This window comes from Nocardia cyriacigeorgica NBRC 100375, assembly GCF_000308555.1.
Classification (GTDB): Bacteria; Actinomycetota; Actinomycetes; order Mycobacteriales; family Mycobacteriaceae; genus Nocardia; species Nocardia cyriacigeorgica.
Genome location: NZ_BAFY01000193.1, coordinates 17,203 through 34,491, shown reverse-complemented (window position 1 = coordinate 34,491; position 17,289 = coordinate 17,203). Strand labels below are relative to the sequence as shown.

At 68.9% G+C, this 17,289-nt stretch carries 16 protein-coding genes and 1 pseudogene; 8 read left to right on the top strand and 9 right to left on the bottom strand.

What is annotated here, in order from left to right; all coding sequences use genetic code 11:
• From RJ05_RS32415 to RJ05_RS19410, 4 genes and pseudogenes are all read right to left on the bottom strand, one after another.
• Positions 1-168, bottom strand: a pseudogene (locus RJ05_RS32415) (GNAT family N-acetyltransferase); the annotation flags it as partial.
• On the bottom strand, positions 165-773 hold the full coding sequence (locus RJ05_RS19420) for an acid phosphatase (protein WP_425295070.1): 609 nt from the start codon (positions 771-773) through the stop codon (positions 165-167). The pseudogene RJ05_RS32415 and the gene RJ05_RS19420, both read right to left, overlap by 4 nt.
• Positions 774-968: 195 nt before the next feature.
• Complete coding sequence (locus tag RJ05_RS19415; RefSeq protein WP_036539120.1) at positions 969-2,195, bottom strand: Rv3212 family protein; 1,227 nt, start codon at positions 2,193-2,195, stop codon at positions 969-971.
• A 159-nt stretch (positions 2,196-2,354) separates the two neighbouring features.
• On the bottom strand, positions 2,355-4,172 hold the full coding sequence (locus RJ05_RS19410) for a DEAD/DEAH box helicase (RefSeq protein WP_036539119.1): 1,818 nt from the start codon (positions 4,170-4,172) through the stop codon (positions 2,355-2,357).
• 485 nt (positions 4,173-4,657) lie between these two features.
• On the opposite strand from RJ05_RS19410, the gene RJ05_RS19405 reads away from it, so the two are divergent.
• Entirely contained in the window at positions 4,658-5,704 is a 1,047-nt protein-coding gene (locus tag RJ05_RS19405; RefSeq protein WP_085996239.1) for a polyhydroxyalkanoate synthase family protein, read from the top strand.
• Between the two features lie 81 nt (positions 5,705-5,785).
• Positions 5,786-6,487, top strand: a complete 702-nt coding sequence (locus RJ05_RS19400) for a ferritin-like fold-containing protein (protein WP_036539116.1) — start codon at positions 5,786-5,788, stop codon at positions 6,485-6,487.
• Positions 6,488-6,501: 14 nt separating this feature from the next.
• Here the strand turns inward: RJ05_RS19400 and RJ05_RS19395 are convergent, their stop codons facing one another.
• Positions 6,502-7,773, bottom strand: a complete 1,272-nt coding sequence (locus RJ05_RS19395) for an MFS transporter (RefSeq protein WP_228788601.1) — start codon at positions 7,771-7,773, stop codon at positions 6,502-6,504.
• Positions 7,774-7,865: 92 nt separating this feature from the next.
• Between RJ05_RS19395 and RJ05_RS19390 the strand changes: the two genes are divergently transcribed.
• On the top strand, positions 7,866-8,444 hold the full coding sequence (locus RJ05_RS19390; protein WP_036539115.1) for a helix-turn-helix domain-containing protein: 579 nt from the start codon (positions 7,866-7,868) through the stop codon (positions 8,442-8,444).
• Between the two features lie 41 nt (positions 8,445-8,485).
• Here the strand turns inward: RJ05_RS19390 and RJ05_RS19385 are convergent, their stop codons facing one another.
• Positions 8,486-9,313, bottom strand: a complete 828-nt coding sequence (locus tag RJ05_RS19385) for a helix-turn-helix transcriptional regulator (protein ID WP_036539131.1) — start codon at positions 9,311-9,313, stop codon at positions 8,486-8,488.
• A gap of 101 nt (positions 9,314-9,414) precedes the next feature.
• Here RJ05_RS19385 and RJ05_RS19380 point away from each other — a divergent pair, with 101 nt between their 5' ends.
• Positions 9,415-9,963, top strand: coding sequence for a YceI family protein (locus tag RJ05_RS19380; protein ID WP_036539114.1), 549 nt, complete (start codon positions 9,415-9,417; stop codon positions 9,961-9,963).
• A gap of 117 nt (positions 9,964-10,080) precedes the next feature.
• Entirely contained in the window at positions 10,081-10,308 is a 228-nt protein-coding gene (locus RJ05_RS19375; RefSeq protein ID WP_036539130.1) for a DUF3107 domain-containing protein, read from the top strand.
• 199 nt (positions 10,309-10,507) lie between these two features.
• Here the strand turns inward: RJ05_RS19375 and fasR are convergent, their stop codons facing one another.
• Positions 10,508-11,200 carry an HTH-type transcriptional activator FasR gene (gene fasR / locus RJ05_RS19370; protein ID WP_036539112.1) on the bottom strand — a complete coding sequence of 231 codons (693 nt, stop codon included), beginning with the start codon at positions 11,198-11,200 and terminating at the stop codon, positions 10,508-10,510.
• A gap of 190 nt (positions 11,201-11,390) precedes the next feature.
• On the opposite strand from fasR, the gene RJ05_RS19365 reads away from it, so the two are divergent.
• From RJ05_RS19365 to RJ05_RS19355, 3 genes are all read left to right on the top strand, one after another.
• Positions 11,391-12,470 (top strand): DUF3152 domain-containing protein, encoded by a 1,080-nt coding sequence (locus RJ05_RS19365; RefSeq protein WP_373365070.1) that lies wholly within the window; start codon positions 11,391-11,393, stop codon positions 12,468-12,470.
• A 169-nt stretch (positions 12,471-12,639) separates the two neighbouring features.
• Positions 12,640-13,824, top strand: a complete 1,185-nt coding sequence (moeZ, locus tag RJ05_RS19360; RefSeq protein ID WP_036539111.1) for an adenylyltransferase/sulfurtransferase MoeZ — start codon at positions 12,640-12,642, stop codon at positions 13,822-13,824.
• Positions 13,825-13,900: 76 nt separating this feature from the next.
• Entirely contained in the window at positions 13,901-14,752 is an 852-nt protein-coding gene (locus RJ05_RS19355) for a TIGR02569 family protein (RefSeq protein WP_036539109.1), read from the top strand.
• 99 nt (positions 14,753-14,851) lie between these two features.
• Here the strand turns inward: RJ05_RS19355 and RJ05_RS19350 are convergent, their stop codons facing one another.
• Both RJ05_RS19350 and RJ05_RS19345 read right to left on the bottom strand, forming a co-directional pair.
• Entirely contained in the window at positions 14,852-16,327 is a 1,476-nt protein-coding gene (locus RJ05_RS19350) for an MFS transporter (RefSeq protein WP_036539108.1), read from the bottom strand.
• Between the two features lie 215 nt (positions 16,328-16,542).
• A complete protein-coding gene (locus RJ05_RS19345; protein ID WP_036539107.1) occupies positions 16,543-17,226 on the bottom strand; it encodes a FadR/GntR family transcriptional regulator in 684 nt (227 codons plus the stop codon).
• Between the last annotated feature and the right edge of the window lie 63 nt (positions 17,227-17,289).

Below are 17,289 nucleotides of genomic sequence, written 5' to 3'. Positions count from 1 at the left end.
GACATGGGCGAACAGGGCCGGCGCGGGGCCGAACAGCGCGGTGTGCAGTTGTTCGGCGGTGAGGGTGCACTCGTGCCTGGCCTTCTCGTATTCGGCCAGGTCGTAGACCAGCTCGACCAGGGCGGGCACATCGTCGGGGAGCGCACGGCGGATCGCGGTGCCGGTCATCGTGCCAGCTCCTCGGCCGGGACGAGATTGTGGCCGCGCACGGTGGGCGCGCCGTGGTCGTAGCCGAGCACACTGACCGCGCCGGTCGACATGGCGAACCGGCGGCCTTCACGAATATCGAACTCGCACCAGCGGGCGATGAGAACGCGCGAGAAATGCCCGTGCCCGACCAGCACCACATCGCGTTCGGCGAGCTGCGCGGTGGCGGTGGCCAGCACCCGGTCGGCGCGAGCGCGGACCTGCTCGGCGGATTCCCCACCGGGCACGGGGTGGGTCCAGACCGTCCAGCCAGGCACCGTTTCCCTGATCTCGGTGGTGGTGCGGCCCTCGTAGTCGCCGTAATCCCATTCGGCCAGGTCGGCGTCGACGACGGCCGTGTCGAGCCCGGCCAGTTCCGCGGTGCGCGCGGCACGCTGTCGCGGACTGGTGTACACGAGCGGGGTGCGCAGCTTCAGGTCGGTGAGCAGCCGTCCGGCCGCGCGCGCCTGCTGCTCGCCGCGGTCGGTGAGCGGCAGGTCGGTGGTGCTGGTGTGCTTGCGTTGCGCGGACCAGGTGGTCTCACCGTGGCGCAGGACGATCAGCCGGGCATGCTCGAGTTCGGACATGTCATCCATCATGAGCCACCGCGCTCGAGCGGGATGCGTTCGCGTGCGCAGCGCGGCGGTTTCCTTCGATCCGAGCCCCCACCGCGCCCGGCCGCTGCCGCCGGGTCGACATTGCTCCGGCGCGGGAGGTGGTGGAGTTCGTGGCTGCCCTGCGCATGGCGGCGAGTGTGCCACGAGGCACCGACAGAAACGGGTTCAGCCGAACGCGACCAGTTGATCGCCACGATGCTCGAGGACGGCATCGCCGAGCACGCCGAGCGCGATCGGGGAGCCGTCATACCCCTTGCGCTCCACCGGGATCCGCGTGACCTCCGCACCGGTCGCCGGGTCCAGCGCGGCAATCGCGCCATCGACCGGAACGAGGATATGACCGGCCATCAAGGCCGGGCTCCCCAGCGCGCCCGCCGCGGTCCACATCGGGTCGAAGGTGCTGGCGTTCAACGCGATCAGGCTGTTACCGGTGAACACCAGGTAGGCCGAACCGATGCGCGTGGTGGTGGTCGTCCGGGCCAGCGGCGCCGAAAGCTCGTGCGCCACCAAAGGATTGCCGGTGGCGTCGAAAACCGCCAGCCGTGGCGGTGCGGGATCGGGGGAGGTGGCGCCGGGCAGGTAGAGCACGATGCGGTTGTCCGACACCGCGATCACTTCCGCCTCGGGCGAGTCGGTACCCGGCCCGTTCAGCTCGCGGGAGCCGAATTCCTTGGGGACGCGGAAATCCTTGGGAGCGGGATCCAGGATCGTCAGCCGGTTGGCGGTGTCGCCGGGGCAGCGCTCGAGCACCGCGAGCCGAGACGAGCTCGAACTCGCCGATATCAGCGAACAGTCTTGGCGCGGCTGGGATTTGGGGATCTCTTTGGCCTCGACCCGGCCGTACTCGAGCGTGCGCACCAGATCCGATCGCCACATCTCCAGCCGGCGCGGCCCCTGCGCCAGCACGTAGGTGCCATCGACCGACAATGCGATCTCGGAATCCATGTCGCTGCTGCGCGCGGTGGTGCGCGAGCCGTCCGAGCCGAGCAGCATGGTGGTCTGGCTGCATCCGCGATCGTCGCGATACACCGCGATCACGGTGCCGAACTGGGACTGCACGCCGCACAGCGGGATATCGCGCCGGTAGTGCCAGATTTCGGCACCCGTGCGCGGATCGCGTCCGGTGACGGTGCCGCGGTCCGCGGTGACCACCACTCCGCCGGAGGTGAGCGCCTCGGTGCTCGCCCCGTCGGGCGCGTGCCAGAGTTCGCGCAGCTCGGTGGGCAGCGTCGACGCGGCAGGTGGGGTGTCGACCGGGGTGTCCGCGACGACCGACTCGGTGCCGCGCGCATCCGACTGGATCCACACCACCAGAGCCGCGATCGCCAGTACGAGGGCGATCGCGACCGCGATGAGGATGTCGGCGCGGGTCCGCCGCTCGGGTGCGAGCACGTGTGCGAGATTAGCGGATCGGCCCGAGCGCCGATGACATCGCCGTGCCCGGCGGCGGCCGGTCCGGCTGTGCTTCGCGAGCGGGCGCACGACCCTGCCCGGAGACGAAAAATGCTGGTGGGCGCGGTTCGCGCTCACCAGCATTTCGGGGGTGTTCGATCAGGCGGAGACGCCGGCGGTGCTGTTCGACTCGACCGGCGTGGCCGAATCCGCTGCGGAGGCGTCCGCGGCGGATTCACCGGCGGGCTTGCGGCGACGGCGCCTGCGCCGTGCGGGCTGCTCGCCGCCGGTCTCGGCGTCGGTGCCCTCGGTCGCTGGTGCCTCGTCGGTGGACGCTTCGGCGGTACTGCCGGCCGGGGCCGTGTCCTTCGCCTCGGCGGTGCTGTTCGCCTCCGCGGTGGCCCCGTCCGCGCCGTCCTCGCCGGTAGACTTGCGCCGACGACGCCTGCGCCGTGCCGGACGTTCGCCGTCCTCACCGGCCGCGCCCTCGGCGGGCGCCGAACCGGCCTGCGCCTCGTCCTGCTCGCCGGCGTCGCCGGTGCTCACGGTGGCCTCGCCGTCGATCGGCTTACCGCCACGGGTGCGCCTGCGGTTGCGCTTGCGCGGCGTGCGCTCGGGGCGCTCGACGACTTCGGCGTCCTCATCGCGTTGCGGCTTGGGCTTGCGGATGGTGCCGGTGACACCTTCCGGGATGCCCAGGTCCGAGAACAGGTGCGGGGAACGCGAATACGTTTCGACCGGCTCGGGGATGCCGAGGCCGAGTGCCTTGTCGATGCCGGCCCAGCGGTTGAGCTCGTCCCAGTCGATCAGCGTCACCGCGACGCCGGTGCGCCCGGCGCGACCGGTGCGGCCGATGCGGTGCACGTAGGTCTTCTCGTCCTCGGGGCACTGATAGTTGATGACGTGGGTGACGTCGTCGATATCGATCCCGCGCGCGGCCACGTCGGTGGCGACCAGCACGTCGATGGTGCCCTTGCGGAACTTCGCCAGCGCCTTCTCGCGCGCGATCTGGCCGAGGTCGCCGTGCACGGCGCCGACCGCGAAACCGCGTTCGGCCAGATCGTCGGCCACCTTCTGCGCGGTGCGCTTGGTGCGGGTGAAGATCATGGTGGCGCCGCGGTTTTCGGCCTGCAGCACCCGGGCGACCAATTCGCTCTTGTCGAGCGCGTGCGCCCGGTAGACGAACTGGGCGGTGCGATCGTGCACCGCGGAATCGTGCGGTTCCTCGGCCCGGATATGGGTCGGGCGGGTGAGGAATGTGCGAGCCAGGGTGATGATCGGGCCCGGCATGGTGGCCGAGAACAGCATCGTCTGCCGTTTATCCGGGACCATGCCCAAAATGCGTTCGATATCGGGCAGGAAGCCCAGATCGAGCATTTCGTCGGCCTCGTCGAGGACCAGCACGCCGACCTTGCCGAGAATCAGATGCTGCTGATTGGCCAGGTCGAGCAGACGGCCAGGGGTGCCGACGACGACGTCGACGCCGTGGCGCAGCGCCTCGATCTGCGCCTCATAGGGGCGGCCACCGTAAATGGAGACCACCTTCAGCGGCCCCTGGTGATTGGTCAGATATTTGCCCGCGTTCTCCAGGTCCTTGGTGACCTGCAAGCAGAGTTCGCGGGTGGGGACGATCACCAGCGCCCGCGGTGTTCCGTCCAGCGGGGTGGTGCCCGATTCGGCGGTGGCGATGCGATGCAGCAGCGGCACACCGAATCCGAAGGTCTTGCCCATGCCGGTACGGGCCTGGCCGATGAGGTCTTCCCCGGCCAAGGCCAGCGGCAGGGTGAGTTCCTGGATGGCGAAAGTGCGTTCGATGCCCATCTCACCGAGTGCGCGCACGATTTCCGGGCGCACACCCAATTCGGTGAAGGTCGGGGCGGTATGTGTTTCGTCCAGTTCGGCCGTCAGCAGGGTGTCCGCCAGTCCCGGTTCCTGTTCGACAGTGATCTTGCTCAGGGTTCGTGCCTTCCTCGTTATCGCGTCACGCGCGCACGAGGCGTGGGGCGGACCGGCCGGTCCGCGACGACCACGTATCCGCCTGTGATACTCACCGGTCGCTGCCGGATGTCAGCGGTACCCGCCGGAGAGGGGGCTGCCTGGGAGACATCGGCGCGGCGCATCGGTGACGCGGATCTGGTGCGCGCACATTTTCCGTGGACATCGTCTTGCGCGCCGGGCCGACAGCTGTGTCGGCCGGTGATCGGGTTACTCGATCGGGCGCGAAATTTTCGTTGTCCGTGGAGATTGTAGCGTGATATTGTGCTCGGCCCGGAAATCCGGCGTGAGAATCGCCATGGCATTCATTCGTTTTCGGTGCGTGGACCGGCGATCAGTGGTGCGCGCGACACGGTAATTCATCGGGCGTGGCGAATGGGTGATATAGGCGACAGTCGGCCCGGTGCGGGCTGTGGTCGTCACACCGTGGGTGTTACCGGCGGTACCGGATGTGAGACATTCGTGTGGTGAGCATCGCAGACACCGTCACCCTCGCCGCGCGCAACGCCTGGGCCCTGACCTTCGGCTCCGGTGTGGTCGATCCGGAACCGACACCGTCGACCGTGCTGTGGGATCAGCCGCACCGCACCCTGCGACGATTCGACGAAGCGTCGCCCGTCGCCGGTTCCGCGGTGCTGCTCGTGCCCCCGCTGGCCGCCCCCGCCACCTGCTTCGATCTGCGTCCGGACCAGAGCGTAGCCCGGTTCCTGCTGGACACCGGCCGGGCGCCGTACCTGGTCGATTACGGCGACATCACCTTCGCCGACCGCAAGATGGGCTTCGAGGACTGGATCGACGACATCCTGCCCGAGGCGGTGCTGCGCGCCTCGGCCGACCGCGGCGGCGCACCCGTCGATCTGATCGGCTGGTCGCTGGGTGGAACGCTGTCACTACTGACGGCAGCGGCGAACACACAGTTGCCGATCCGGTCGATCACCGCGGTCGGCGCGCCGCTGGACTACGACAGGATGACCGGGATCCCGCAGCTGCGCGCGGTCGCCAAGCTGACCGGTGGCCAGGCGGTATCTACCGTCGTGCGCGCGGCAGGCGGGGTGCCGGCCGGACTCACCCGGCTCGCCTACCGGGCCACCGCCTGGGAACGTGAGCTCAAGCGGCCGTGGTTCGTCGCCAGCAATATCGCCCGCACCGAGACGCTGGCCCGGATGGAGACCATCGACCGATTCATGGCCGAGATGCCCGGCTATCCCGGCCGGTTCTACGGGCAGCTGTGGGGCAGGCTCATCCTGAACAACGACATCGGCCGCGGCGTGGTCCGGCTGGGGCAGCGGCATATCGCGCTCGCCGACGTCACCGCGCCGGTGCTGCTGGTCGGTGGGCCGAGCGACGTCATCACTCCGGCCGCCGCCGTGGAAGCCGGACTGCGCACGCTCAGCGGCGCCGCCTCGGTGCGCTACGAAACCGCGCCGGGCAGCCAGCTCGGGATCCTGACCGGCCCCACCGCACGCGACACGACCTGGACCTACCTGGATAAATTCCTCGCCACCGGGGTCTGACCGGGCCGCTGCGCGGTGCCCGGCGCGGGCGCGTGAGACGAGCCGCGACGCGCGGCGCGCCGGGTATTACGCTGGTGACCCATGGGAGCACAGTCACCTGCCGCGCTGGGTGTTTCGCCGACCGGCCCGGTTCCGCCGTCCATTCCCGCCGACCATCCCGGGGTGACCGATCTGTTCGCGGTGCTCGCCTACGGTGAGATCTCCGCGTTCTACCGGCTCGCCGAGGAGGCCAAGCTCTCGCCGACCGTGCGCGGCAAAGTGGCGGTGGCGAAGATGGCCGCCGCCGAAATGGAGCATTTCACGCGGCTCGAGGCGGCGCTGTCGGAGCGCGGGGCCGACATCTTCGAGGTGATGGCGCCGTTCGTGCGGGCCCTTGACGCTTATCACGCCTCCACCGATCCGTCGACGTGGCTCGAGTCGATGGTCAAGTTCTACGTCGGCGACGGCATCGCCGCCGACTTCTACCGCGAGATCGCCGGCGTGCTCAGCCCCGATGTCGCCGACGTGGTGCGCGATGTGCTGGCCGAGACCGGACATTCGCAGTTCGTGGTCGACGAGGTGCGCCGCGCGGTGGCCGCCAGCCGTTCCGAGCGCGACCGGCTGACGCTGTGGGGTCGCAGGCTGCTCGGTGAGGCGATCACCCAGGCCCAGTACGTGATGGCCCAGCGCGATGAGCTCACCGAACTGGTGCTCGCCGCCACCGGCGACCTCAACGGCATCGCCACCCTCTTCGAGCGCATGCAGGCCAGCCACGCCGAACGGATGGCGGTGCTCGGGCTCTAGGCGATCGCCCCGGGTCATCGCGCCGGCATACCGGCGCGATCGGCGAGCACGATCGGCAGCGCTGCCAGCGCCAGCAGCGCGCCGATCCAGCACACCGAGGTCAGCGCGGCGCCGCGGGACAACGGCACGGCCGCGAGCACCGGCGTGATGCTGATGCCGAGTTGGAAGGCCGACACGGTGGTCGCCCCCGCCAGCGTCGGGGCATCGGCAGCGAGGGTGAACACCCGCCCGTAGAGCGCGGGGTTGAGCACGAACGCGGCCACGCCGAGCAGGAACACCGTCGGCACGACCAGCCAGACCCGAGCGACGGCGGCGACCATCACCACCGAAAGAACCGCGATCGCGATGGCACCCGCTGTCAGCGCCAGATGTGGCCGCCGGTCGGAGATGCGGCCGCCGATGGACAAGCCGACGAAAGCCCCGATGCCGAACAGCGCCAGGATCGCCGGGATCCAGACCTCGGAGACTTCGGTGATGTCGGCGAGCATGGCCGCGAGGTAGTTGAACGTGACCATGTACGCGGCCGTTGTCGCGATGGTGATCGCGTAGATCCCCCACAGACGTGGTCTGCGCATCGTGCGCAACTCCCTGGACACACTCGGCCGAACAGCCGGACCGGAATCGGTGCCGGGCAACCCGAGCCTGCACCCGATCATCGCGGTGACTGTCAGGAACACTACCGCCCAGAAACCGCCACGCCAGTCGGTGAAATGGCTGAGCAGCGTGCCCGCGGGGCCGCCGGCGACCATGGCGATGCTCAATCCACTGACGACGACGCCGGATGCCCTGGCCGTACGATCCGGGGTCACCAAGCTGATGGCCGTCACCGACGCGATCGCGAAGAACCCCGCGTACGCGATGCCGGAAACGGCCCGCGAGATCAGCAGGACCTGGTAATTACCCATCAGGCCGGCGACGATGCCCGCCGCGAAAATGCCCTGCGTGACCAGCAGCGCCGTGCGGCGCGGCCAGCGCAGGCCCAGGACCGCCAGCGGTGGCCCGCCGAGTACGACGCCCAGTGCGAACGCGGTGATGAGCATCCCCGCCGAGGACAGCGTCGTATCCAGGTCGTCGGCGACCGCGGGCAGTACGCCGGCCAGCAGGAACTCGGCCGTGCCCATCGCGAACAAGCTGAAGCCGAGCAGGTATACGCCGAGGGGCAGCCGGTCCGGTCGCCGTGAGCGGCCACCGCCGCCGCTATCCGATTCACTCGTCGACGCTCGGTTGATCGCCTCCGTGTCGATCGCGGGTGTCGATCCGCCCATTGCTGTTGTCGTTGTGTCCATTGGGATCACCTCCGCTGACAGCATCCCGAGGAATTTGCGGTATCGGCAAAGAATCTTGCCGATTCCGGGACGGATTAGCTTCACTGTGACCCATGGATGGGCAGCCGAGCGTCGACGCCGTCATCGAGCAGATCGCGCCGCGATTGCGCCGTGCGCGGGAGAAGAAGGGCGTCAGCCTCGCCGAACTCGCGCGCGCCACGGGGATCTCGACCAGCACGCTGTCGCGGCTGGAATCGGCGCAGCGCAAACCGAGTCTGGAACTGCTGCTGCCGATCACCGCGGCCCTTGGCGTCCCGCTCGACGAGATCGTGGCCTCGCCGCGGATCGTCGACCCGGTCCGGCCGCGGCAGGCGCAGACCGCCGCGGGCCGGGTACTGGTTCCGCTCTCCCGGCACCGTGGCGAACCACGCGCCTACACGATGACCATCCCGGCCACCGACGATGAGCCGTTCCTGCGCACCCACCCCGGACACGAATGGTTGTACGTGCTGCACGGGCGCCTACGGGTACGGCTGGGATCCCGCGATTTCGTGATGACCGCCGGCGAGGCGGCCGAGTTCGACTGCCGGATCCCGCACTGGTTCGGCGCGACCGGCGGCGGGAGCGTCCAGGTGCTGAGCTTGTTCAGGAAGCAGGGCGAGCGCATCCACCTACGCACCTCGCGGGAATGAGGCCGGCCCGCGCCGTCGACGCGCCGGCGCCACGACGTTCGCTATTCGTTGGCCGCGCGATCGCGCACCAGGTGCAGGCCGGTGGCCTTGACCCGGTCGGTGAGCCAGACGACCAGGCTCTGATCGCCGGTGGTTTCCAAGGTCTCGAACGGCACGTCGACGTCACCGAGCACCGGATGGTCGAAGCGCAGCAGCGGTACGGTCGGCTCGTTGAGTCGTTGCGGGGTCCAGCGTTCGGCGAAGTCCGGGTGGCTGCGCAACCGATCGATCGTCTCGCGCAGCGCCTCGTCGGCGGGCCAGCGCACCATGGCCCGATTGAGGGCCGCCGCGAAGGCGTCCGCGGCCTGCGACCAATTGCGCAGCACGCGCCGGGCGGCCGGATGGGTGAAGACGAATCGGGCGAGGTTGGGTGAGGAATCGTCGAGCAGCCCGAGCGGTGCGGCGAAATCGGCCCAGGCGGCGTTCCAGTCGAGCACGTTCAGCTGCCTGCCGACGACGAACGCGGGAGTCGGCGCGAGCGCGCGCAGTACCTGCTGAATGGTCTCGGGCACCTGTTCCGGCTCGGCCTCCCCGCCGGGGCAGCGGGAACCGTCGGCGGCGGTCAGCGCGAGGATGTTGAACTGGTAGCGCGCCTCACCGCGCAGCAGCAACGCGTCGGCCAGCGCCTCGACCACCGCCGGTGACGGATTGTTGTCCCGGCCCTGCTCCAGCCGGGCCAGGTAGTCGGCGCTGACGCCGGCCCGCACCGCGACCTCCTCGCGGCGCAACCCCGGGGTACGCCGGCGGCGACCCTCGGGCAACCCCAGATCGCCCGGGCGCAACTCCGCGCGCCGGGCGACCAGGAATTCGGCGAACCTGCTTCGTGCCATGCCGTCCATCGTGCCTCGTCGGGGCCGGCTTATCCGCGCCCTGCCAGGTCCAGGATAACGGCGGTCTGGTTAGCGGACCGCGGTCCGGTCATGGTGGAACCATGACTACTCCGGAAACCACCACCGCCACCCAGCAGCTGCGCCCCGGATCCTGGACCCTGGACCCCGCGCACTCGACCGTCGCGTTCACCATCCGCCACCTCGGCATCTCCAAGGTGCGCGGCAGCTTCGCCAAGTTCGACACCGAGTTCGTCGTCGACGAATCCGGGGCCGCGACCATCGGCGCCACCATCTACCTCGACTCCTTCGACACCGGCAACCCCGACCGCGATGCCCACGTGCGCACCGCCGACTTCCTCGACGTGGCCAACCGGCCGACGCTGACCTTCCGCGCCACCGAGCCGGTGCGGATCGCGGAGACCTTCACCGTCGAGGGCGAGGCCACGCTCGGCGAGATCACCAAGCCCGTCACCCTCGAGGTCGAATGGGGCGGTGTGCAGGAGTTCGGCGCCACCGGCGACAACCATGCCGGATTCTCCGCCACCGGCACCATCAAGCGCACCGACTTCGGCGTCGGCGGCCCGCTGCCCGGCATGCTCAGCGACGCGGTCAAGGTCGAACTCGAGATCCAGCTCGTCGAGCCGAAGTAGCGGCGGGCGCACGCCGCGCGGGTTTCGCTGACAGCGCAGGCGGTCAGGTGCCTGCGCCCGCAGCGGCTGCATTAGCCTTGGTGCGACAGCACACGACTCTATGTTCGGAGGTTGGCCGTGGAGGTCAAGATCGGTATTTCGGATAGCCCGCGCGAGCTCGTCATCACCAGCTCGCAGACCCCCGACGAGGTCGAGGCGCTGGTGTCCGGTGCCCTCAGCGGCGATAGCGGTGTCGTCTCGCTGACCGACGAGAAGGGCCGTAAGTTCCTGATCCAGGCCGCTAAGGTCGCCTACGTCGAGATCGGCACCGCCACCGGTGGCCGGGTGGGCTTCGCCGCCGTATAGGTCCGTCCGCCTCTCCGCGATTTTTGGCCGAACCGAGAGCCGTATAGACCTACGCCGGCGGCCAGCGGTCACCTTGTGGTCCGGTTCCGGGCGTGCCCGGTGAGTTACCCTCTCCGCATTTCGGCAAGGTCGTCCAGAAGAAAATTGTGGCCCCCACCAGGTCTCTGGTGGGGGCCACAATCTCGTCCGGCGGCTGAACTCACTGCTCGTCGCGCGCGCGCAGTACCTGCTCGATCGGGTGCAGCGGGACGTGCGACAGGCCGCCCCAGGCCAGCGCAACCGTGGTGTCGACGGCCTCGTCCTTCGGGATCGGGCGGTCGGCTTCCAGCCAGTAGCGCGCGGTGAACTGGCTCGCGCCGACCAGGCCGACGGCGAGGATCCGGGCGCGGTACGGATCGAGGCCGGAGTCGTGGGCCACCAGATCGAAGACGGCGTCCACACAGGCCTCGGTGGCCTGCTCCACCCGACGCTGCACCTGCGGCTCGCTGGTCAGGTCGGATTCGAAGACCAGCCGGAAGCCCTGCATCTCGTTGTCGACGAAGTCGAAGTAGGCCTGCACCGCCGCGCGCACGCGCTGCTTGTTGTCGGTGGTGGAGCGCAGCGCCTGGCGCACGCTCGACACCAGCATGTCGACATAGTTCTGCAGTACCGCGACGTAGAGCTCGAGCTTGCTGGTGAAGTGCTGGTAGAGCACCGGCTTGCTGACGCCCGCGCACTGCGAGATCTCGTCCATACCCGCGGCGTGATAGCCACGCAGCACGAACACCTCACTGGCAGCGGCTAGCAGCTGCTGGCGTCGTTCGTCGCGCGGCAGCCTGGTGCCGCGCTTGGCCGGGGTCATGGCCTCGGACGACGTTCTGCGGGACGTCATCCGGTCCACGAGGTCAGTCATTTCGGATCTCCCAGTCGATTCCCCGGCAAAAGGGGTGTGCACCGGGTTATCCACAGCACGATACCCGCTCGCGTCACACTTTCCGATGGGGGTGGTGAATGCATGGCCATCGGTGAGAAATCTCGCAGTGATCGACCGCCCCGCCAAGGCACGGTGCCGCGGTCTTTCGCACTGTGAGAGGCTGTTTCCCGTGACCGACCGACCGGAAAAGCCGACCGGCGGCGGGCGCGATGCGCACCGCCCCCACGGTTCCGAGGACTCCGGTTCCGCAGTGACGAGCCCCGTGCCATGGCCGGACCCCGGCACCTCCGACCGTTCGCGGCAACCATTGCGCGCTCGCTGGGACCCGACCGCACCGGATGAGAAGAATCGCTCGCGTGCCCCGCGACCGTCGCGGGATGTGAAGAAGCAGAGTGCCATCGGACGATTCGTGTCCACCTACGGCTGGCGGGCGTACGCGCTGCCGGTGTTGTTCGCGGTGACGCTCATCGTGGTCGTCGACGCGATCCGCACCGGGCCGGAGCCCGCCCCCGCCGCGGGCGAACCCGGGTTCGGGCGGCTGAGCCCGCCTGCGGCCAGCGCGGGCGTCATCGGCGCCCCGCCCGGTGACGGCAAGTTTCCCGACGATCTGCCCACCGGTGCGCTGCCCGAGGGCGGCCAGTTCGTCGAGACCGGCGCCGGGACCTGGCGGGTGGTGCCGGGGACCAGCGCACAGGTGGGCATCGGGGAGCAGTACGTGTTCAGCTACACCGTCGAGATCGAAGACGGTATCGACACCACCGGCTACGGCGGTGACGCCTCGGTGGCGAAGATGGTCGACTCCACCCTGGCCAATCCGAAGAGCTGGAACCATGACCGCAAGTTCGCCTTCCGCCGGGTGGATCAGGGTGAACCGGATTTCCGGGTCTCGCTCACCTCGCGCCAAACGACCCGGACCGCATGCGGTTTCGAGATCGAGATCGACTCCTCCTGCTACAACTCCGACCTGGGCCGGGTGGTGTTGTCGGAGGCCCGATGGGTGCGCGGCGCGCTGGCGTTCGAGGGCGATATCGGCTCCTACCGGCAGTACCTGGTCAACCACGAGGTCGGCCACGCCATCGGCTATCACCAGCACCAGCCCTGCGAGACCGATGGCGGGCTGGCGCCGGTGATGATGCAGCAGACCTTCGGCGTGGAGAACAACGTCATCGCCACCCTCGACCCCGATGGAGTGGTGCCGATGGACGGTAAGCGCTGCCGGTTCAACCCCTGGCCGTACCCACGCGGCTGAACCGCCCGATGGCTGGTTGCCCGGGCCCGGCCCGGTTGTCGCCCGGCACCGCCCATGCGCGACCATGGGCGGGGAAGAACGGCCGGGTCGCCGGTGTTGCACCGGTAGCGCACCCCGACGTGCGCCCGACGCATCGTGACCGGCCCATTCGATTCGAGGAGTTCTGGACGTGTCATCACCGAAGTCCCTGCCGCCACTGGTCGAGCCGGCCGCGGAGCTGACCAGGGACGAGGTCGCCCGCTACAGCCGCCACCTGATCATTCCCGATGTGGGCGTGGACGGGCAGAAGCGGCTGAAGAATGCCAAGGTGCTGGTGATCGGCGCGGGCGGGCTCGGCACGCCTGCCCTGCTGTACCTGGCCGCCGCCGGTGTCGGCACGCTCGGCATCGTCGAGTTCGACGAGGTCGACCTGTCCAACCTGCAACGGCAGATCATCCACGGCGAATCCGATATCGGCCGTTCCAAGGCCGACAGCGCCCGTGATTCCATCCTGGAGATCAACTCCGGCATCGACGTGCGACTGCACAAGATCCGGCTGGAGCCGGACAACGCCGTCGAGCTGTTCGCCGAATACGACCTGATCGTCGACGGCACCGACAACTTCGCCACCCGCTACCTGGTCAACGACGCCGCCGTCCTCGCGGGCAAGCCCTACGTCTGGGGCTCGATCTACCGCTTCGAGGGCCAGGTGTCGGTGTTCTGGGAGGACGCCCCCGACGGCCGCGGCATCAACTACCGCGACCTGTACCCGGAGGCGCCGCCGCCGGGCATGGTGCCCTCGTGCGCCGAGGGCGGTGTGCTCGGCGTGCTGTGCGCGTCCATCGGCTCGATCATGGTGACCGAGGCGATCAAGCTGATCACCGGCATCGGCGATCCGCTGCTGGGCCGGCTGATGGTGTACGACGCACTGGACATGACCTACCGGACCATCAAGCTGCGCCGCGATCCGGAACGTCAGCCGATCACCGAACTGATCGACTACGACGCGTTCTGCGGTGTGGTGAGCGAGGAGGGCCAGGCGGCCGCCGCCGGTTCCACAGTGACCGCACGTGAGCTCAAGGAGATGCTCGACGCAGGCAAGCCGGTGCATCTGGTCGACGTGCGCGAGCCGGTGGAATGGGACATCGTGCACATCGAGGGCGCGACGCTGATCCCGAAGGACCGAATCCTGTCCGGCGAAGCACTGTCGGAGCTGCCGCAGAACCGGCCGATCGTGCTGCACTGCAAGACCGGTATCCGGTCCGCGGAGGCACTGGCCGCGCTCAAACGCGCCGGTTTCGCCGATGCCACCCATCTGCAGGGTGGTGTGATCGCCTGGGCGAACCAGGTCGACCCCTCGCTACCGGTGTACTGAGCGGGCGCCCAGCGCATCGCCGGCAATCTCGGCGCGGCGCCCGTTTCGGGCGCGTCGCCGGGAGTACGGTACGGCCGTGACATCTGTGGAGCCTCCCGAGCATGTGCGAGCCACGTTCGGCCTGCGCGAGGTGACGCCGATTGCGCTGGGCGACTGGGAAGGCGGCTGGCGCCTCGGTGACGTGGTGCTCAGCCCGGTCGCCGATCACGCACGGGCGGCCTGGTCGGCCAAGGTGCGTGAAACGCTGAAGGTCGACGGGCTGCGCCTGGCCCGGCCGGTGCGCGCCACCGACGGCCGCTACGTCGTCTCCGGCTGGCGGGCCGACACCTTCCTGGAAGGTATTCCCGAACCCCGGCACGACGAGGTGGTGTCGGTGTCGCTGCGTTTGCACGCCGCCACCGCGCATCTCGAGCGGCCCCGGTTCCTGGTGCAGCCGCCGGTGGCGCCGTGGATGGATGTCGATGTTTTCGTCGCCGCCGATCGCGCTGCCTGGGAGGCGGTGCCGCTGCGCAGCCTGCGCGCGGGCGGGACGCTGCCCGCGACGTCGCCGGATGGCAGGCACAGCATGGAACTGATCGGGCAGCTGGCCACCCTGCGCAAGCCGGTGCACACGCCGGCGCAGCTGGTGCACGGCGACCTGTTCGGCACCGTATTGTTCTCCGGCGCCGACACTCCCGGGCTCAGCGATATCACCCCGTACTGGCGTCCGGCGGCATGGGCGGCGGGCGTGGTCGTGGTAGACGCGCTGTCCTGGGGCGGTGCCGACGACGGGCTGCTGGAGCGCTGGTCGGATCTGCCGGAGTGGCCGCAGATGCTGTTGCGCGCGGTGATGTTCCGTCTTGCCGTGCACGCGCTGCATCCACGGTCGACGCCGGAGGCCTTGCCCGGCCTGGCCCGTACCGCGGACATGGTGCGTTTCCTGCTCTGACTCGCCCGCGGCGTCCGACCGGTCTCGGCATGCGCGAACAACGCGCACCGGGTGTGGCGGCGCGGCGACGACGCCACACCCGGTGCGGCCGAACCGAACTCAGACGTTCGCGTACGCCAGCGACGGAACCCGCGCCACCGCGAACGACGAGCGCAGATAGAACCACCACGTCACCCCGGCCATCACCAGGAAAGCGATCGCGTACGCCCAGAAGGCGGGCGACATGCTGCCGAAGTTGATGTTGGACAGTCGAAGTGCCTGCTGCAGCAGGTAGCCACCGGAGGCGCCGATCGCCCCGATGACGCCGATCGCCGCGCCCGCCTGCCGTTTCGCCGACGCCGCCGCCTCGGCCGGATCCAGATCGTGCTCGGCGGCGTACTTGCTCGCCTCCGCGCTGAAGATCGACGGGATCATCCGGTAGGTGGAGCCGTTGCCGATGCCGGTGAGCACGAACAGCAGCAGGAACGAGATCAGGTACAGCGGAAAGCTCTTCAGCTCCAGCGCCGCCATGATCAACGCCACCGCGACGGCCATACCGCCGAACACCCCGAGGGTGATCTTGGCGCCGCCGACCCGATCGGAGATCCAGCCGCCGAACGGCCTGCTGAACGAACCGACCAAGGCACCGAGGAACGCGAGATTGCCGAGGGTGGTGATCCAGCCGATATTCGCCAGGTTCGGGAAGTTCGCCTTGATCAGGGTGGGGAAGGCGAAGGAGAACCCGATGAACGAGCCGAAGGTACCGATGTAGAGCAGCGACATCACCCAGGTGTGCGGGTTGGTCAGCGCGAGCCGATAGGACCGGCCGTCGGACTTCGCGGTGCGCAGGCTGTCCATGCAGCGCAATGCGCCGACGGTCGCGATCAGGATGAACGGCACCCACACCAGCACCGCGAGGGTGATGCCGAGCCGATAGCCCGCCGGGTCCTTCGCGGTCAGATGGGTGCCGAAGGTGATCAGCAGCGGCAGGATCAGCTGGGTCTGCGCGACACCGAGATTGCCGCCGGCGGCGTTGATGCCGAGTGCCGCACCCTTCTTGCCTTCCGGGAAGAAGAACGAGATGTTGGCCATCGAGGAGGAGAAGTTGCCGCCACCCACGCCGGCGAGCGCCGCCAGCAGCAGGAACACCCACATCGGGGTCTGCGGCTGATTGACGAAGTAGGCCAGCCCGAGCGTCGGCAGCAACAGCATCGCCGCACTGAAGGCGGTGAAGGCGCGTCCACCGAAGCGGGGGATAGCGAAGGTGTAGGGGATGCGCAGTGCCGCACCGACCAGTGTCGGGGTGGAGGTGAGCAGCAGGGCGTTGCTCACCGCGACCGGATCGCCCTTGCCGAGCCCGGCCAGGAAGCCGAATCCGGCCGCGCCCATGCTGGTCACCACCGAGCCCCAGATGACCCAGACGCTGAATCCGAGGTTCTCGGCGAACACCGAGAAGGCGAGATTCTTGCGGGCCGTTCGCGCCCCGCCCGATTCCCAGAACTGCGGATCGTCCGGTTCCCAGGTGTCGATCCAGCGTCCGCGCCTCTGATAGGTGAACGACGGTGTGTGACTGCCGGTGTCGATTGTCGCGGTCATCGGCTCCCTCTCGATCGCACTGCGACCGCTCCCTCATCGTGGCCGCGCTGCCTCATCGCAGCGGCGTAGTGGCCCGGGCGGGTTCGTCGCGACCCGTCGGGTGCCTGAGCGGTCGAATCACAAGGTAGGAGCCGGTTGTTGCGCTCACGTGGCGTGCGGTGACGATCGCGGCACATCTGTCTCACCGGTGATCCGGCGCACCGGTGACCGGTTGGTTACTCGGCCTCGCTGCCCGGCGCCGGATACTCGGCGATCAGCGACCCGAGGAAGCAGCGGGCTGCTTGCGCGGCGCGTTCGGGATCGCCGTCGATGACGGCCTGGACCAGTTCGCGGTGTTCGGCGTCGTAGGACTCGCCGTATTTCGAGGTGCGCGAGCGGATGCCCGCCTCGATGACCGGCAGCAGCGAATCGTAGAACTCCAGGTACACCGCGTTGTGGCTGGCGACGACGATTGCCCGGTGCAGCTGCACGTCGGCCTCGATGGCCGCGGGGTTGTCCTCGTCCCAGGACTGGCTTCGCTCTTCCAGCAACCGGCGCATGGTGGCGATATCGGTCTCGTCGCGGCGTTGGGCGGCGAGGGCGGCGGCGGTGGTGTCGAGCGCTTGGCGCAGTTCCAGGATGTCGCGTTCCTGGGCGTCGGCGAAATACTTCGCCAGTGCCCCGCTGACCTCGGAGTTGGCGATCACGTAGGTGCCCGAACCCTGACGGCGTTCGAGCATGCCCGCATGCACGAGCGCCTGCACCGCCTCGCGGAGCGTATTTCGCCCGGTGCCGGTGAGTTCGGCGAGTTCGGGCTCGGTGGGTATGCGGGAGCCGATCGGCCAACGGCCCGAGCGGATCTCGGCCCGGAGCTGTTCGGTGACCTGCGCGATGAGACTGGTGCGGCGGACGGGTTGCACCGCAACAGGGTACCGCTCGTCACATCGGCTTGCTCCCGTCATCCGGTCATCCTATGATTTTTC

Coding starts and splice junctions, on each gene's coding strand:
- RJ05_RS19420 (WP_425295070.1), bottom strand. CDS start 773: ATGTCCGAACTCGAGCATGCCCGGCTGATCGTCCTGCGCCACGGTGAG.
- RJ05_RS19400 (WP_036539116.1), top strand. CDS start 5,786: ATGGGAGCACAGTCACCTGCCGCGCTGGGTGTTTCGCCGACCGGCCCG.
- RJ05_RS19395 (WP_228788601.1), bottom strand. CDS start 7,773: ATGGACACAACGACAACAGCAATGGGCGGATCGACACCCGCGATCGAC.
- RJ05_RS19390 (WP_036539115.1), top strand. CDS start 7,866: ATGGATGGGCAGCCGAGCGTCGACGCCGTCATCGAGCAGATCGCGCCG.
- RJ05_RS19385 (WP_036539131.1), bottom strand. CDS start 9,313: ATGGCACGAAGCAGGTTCGCCGAATTCCTGGTCGCCCGGCGCGCGGAG.
- RJ05_RS19380 (WP_036539114.1), top strand. CDS start 9,415: ATGACTACTCCGGAAACCACCACCGCCACCCAGCAGCTGCGCCCCGGA.
- fasR (WP_036539112.1), bottom strand. CDS start 11,200: ATGACTGACCTCGTGGACCGGATGACGTCCCGCAGAACGTCGTCCGAG.
- RJ05_RS19350 (WP_036539108.1), bottom strand. CDS start 16,327: ATGACCGCGACAATCGACACCGGCAGTCACACACCGTCGTTCACCTAT.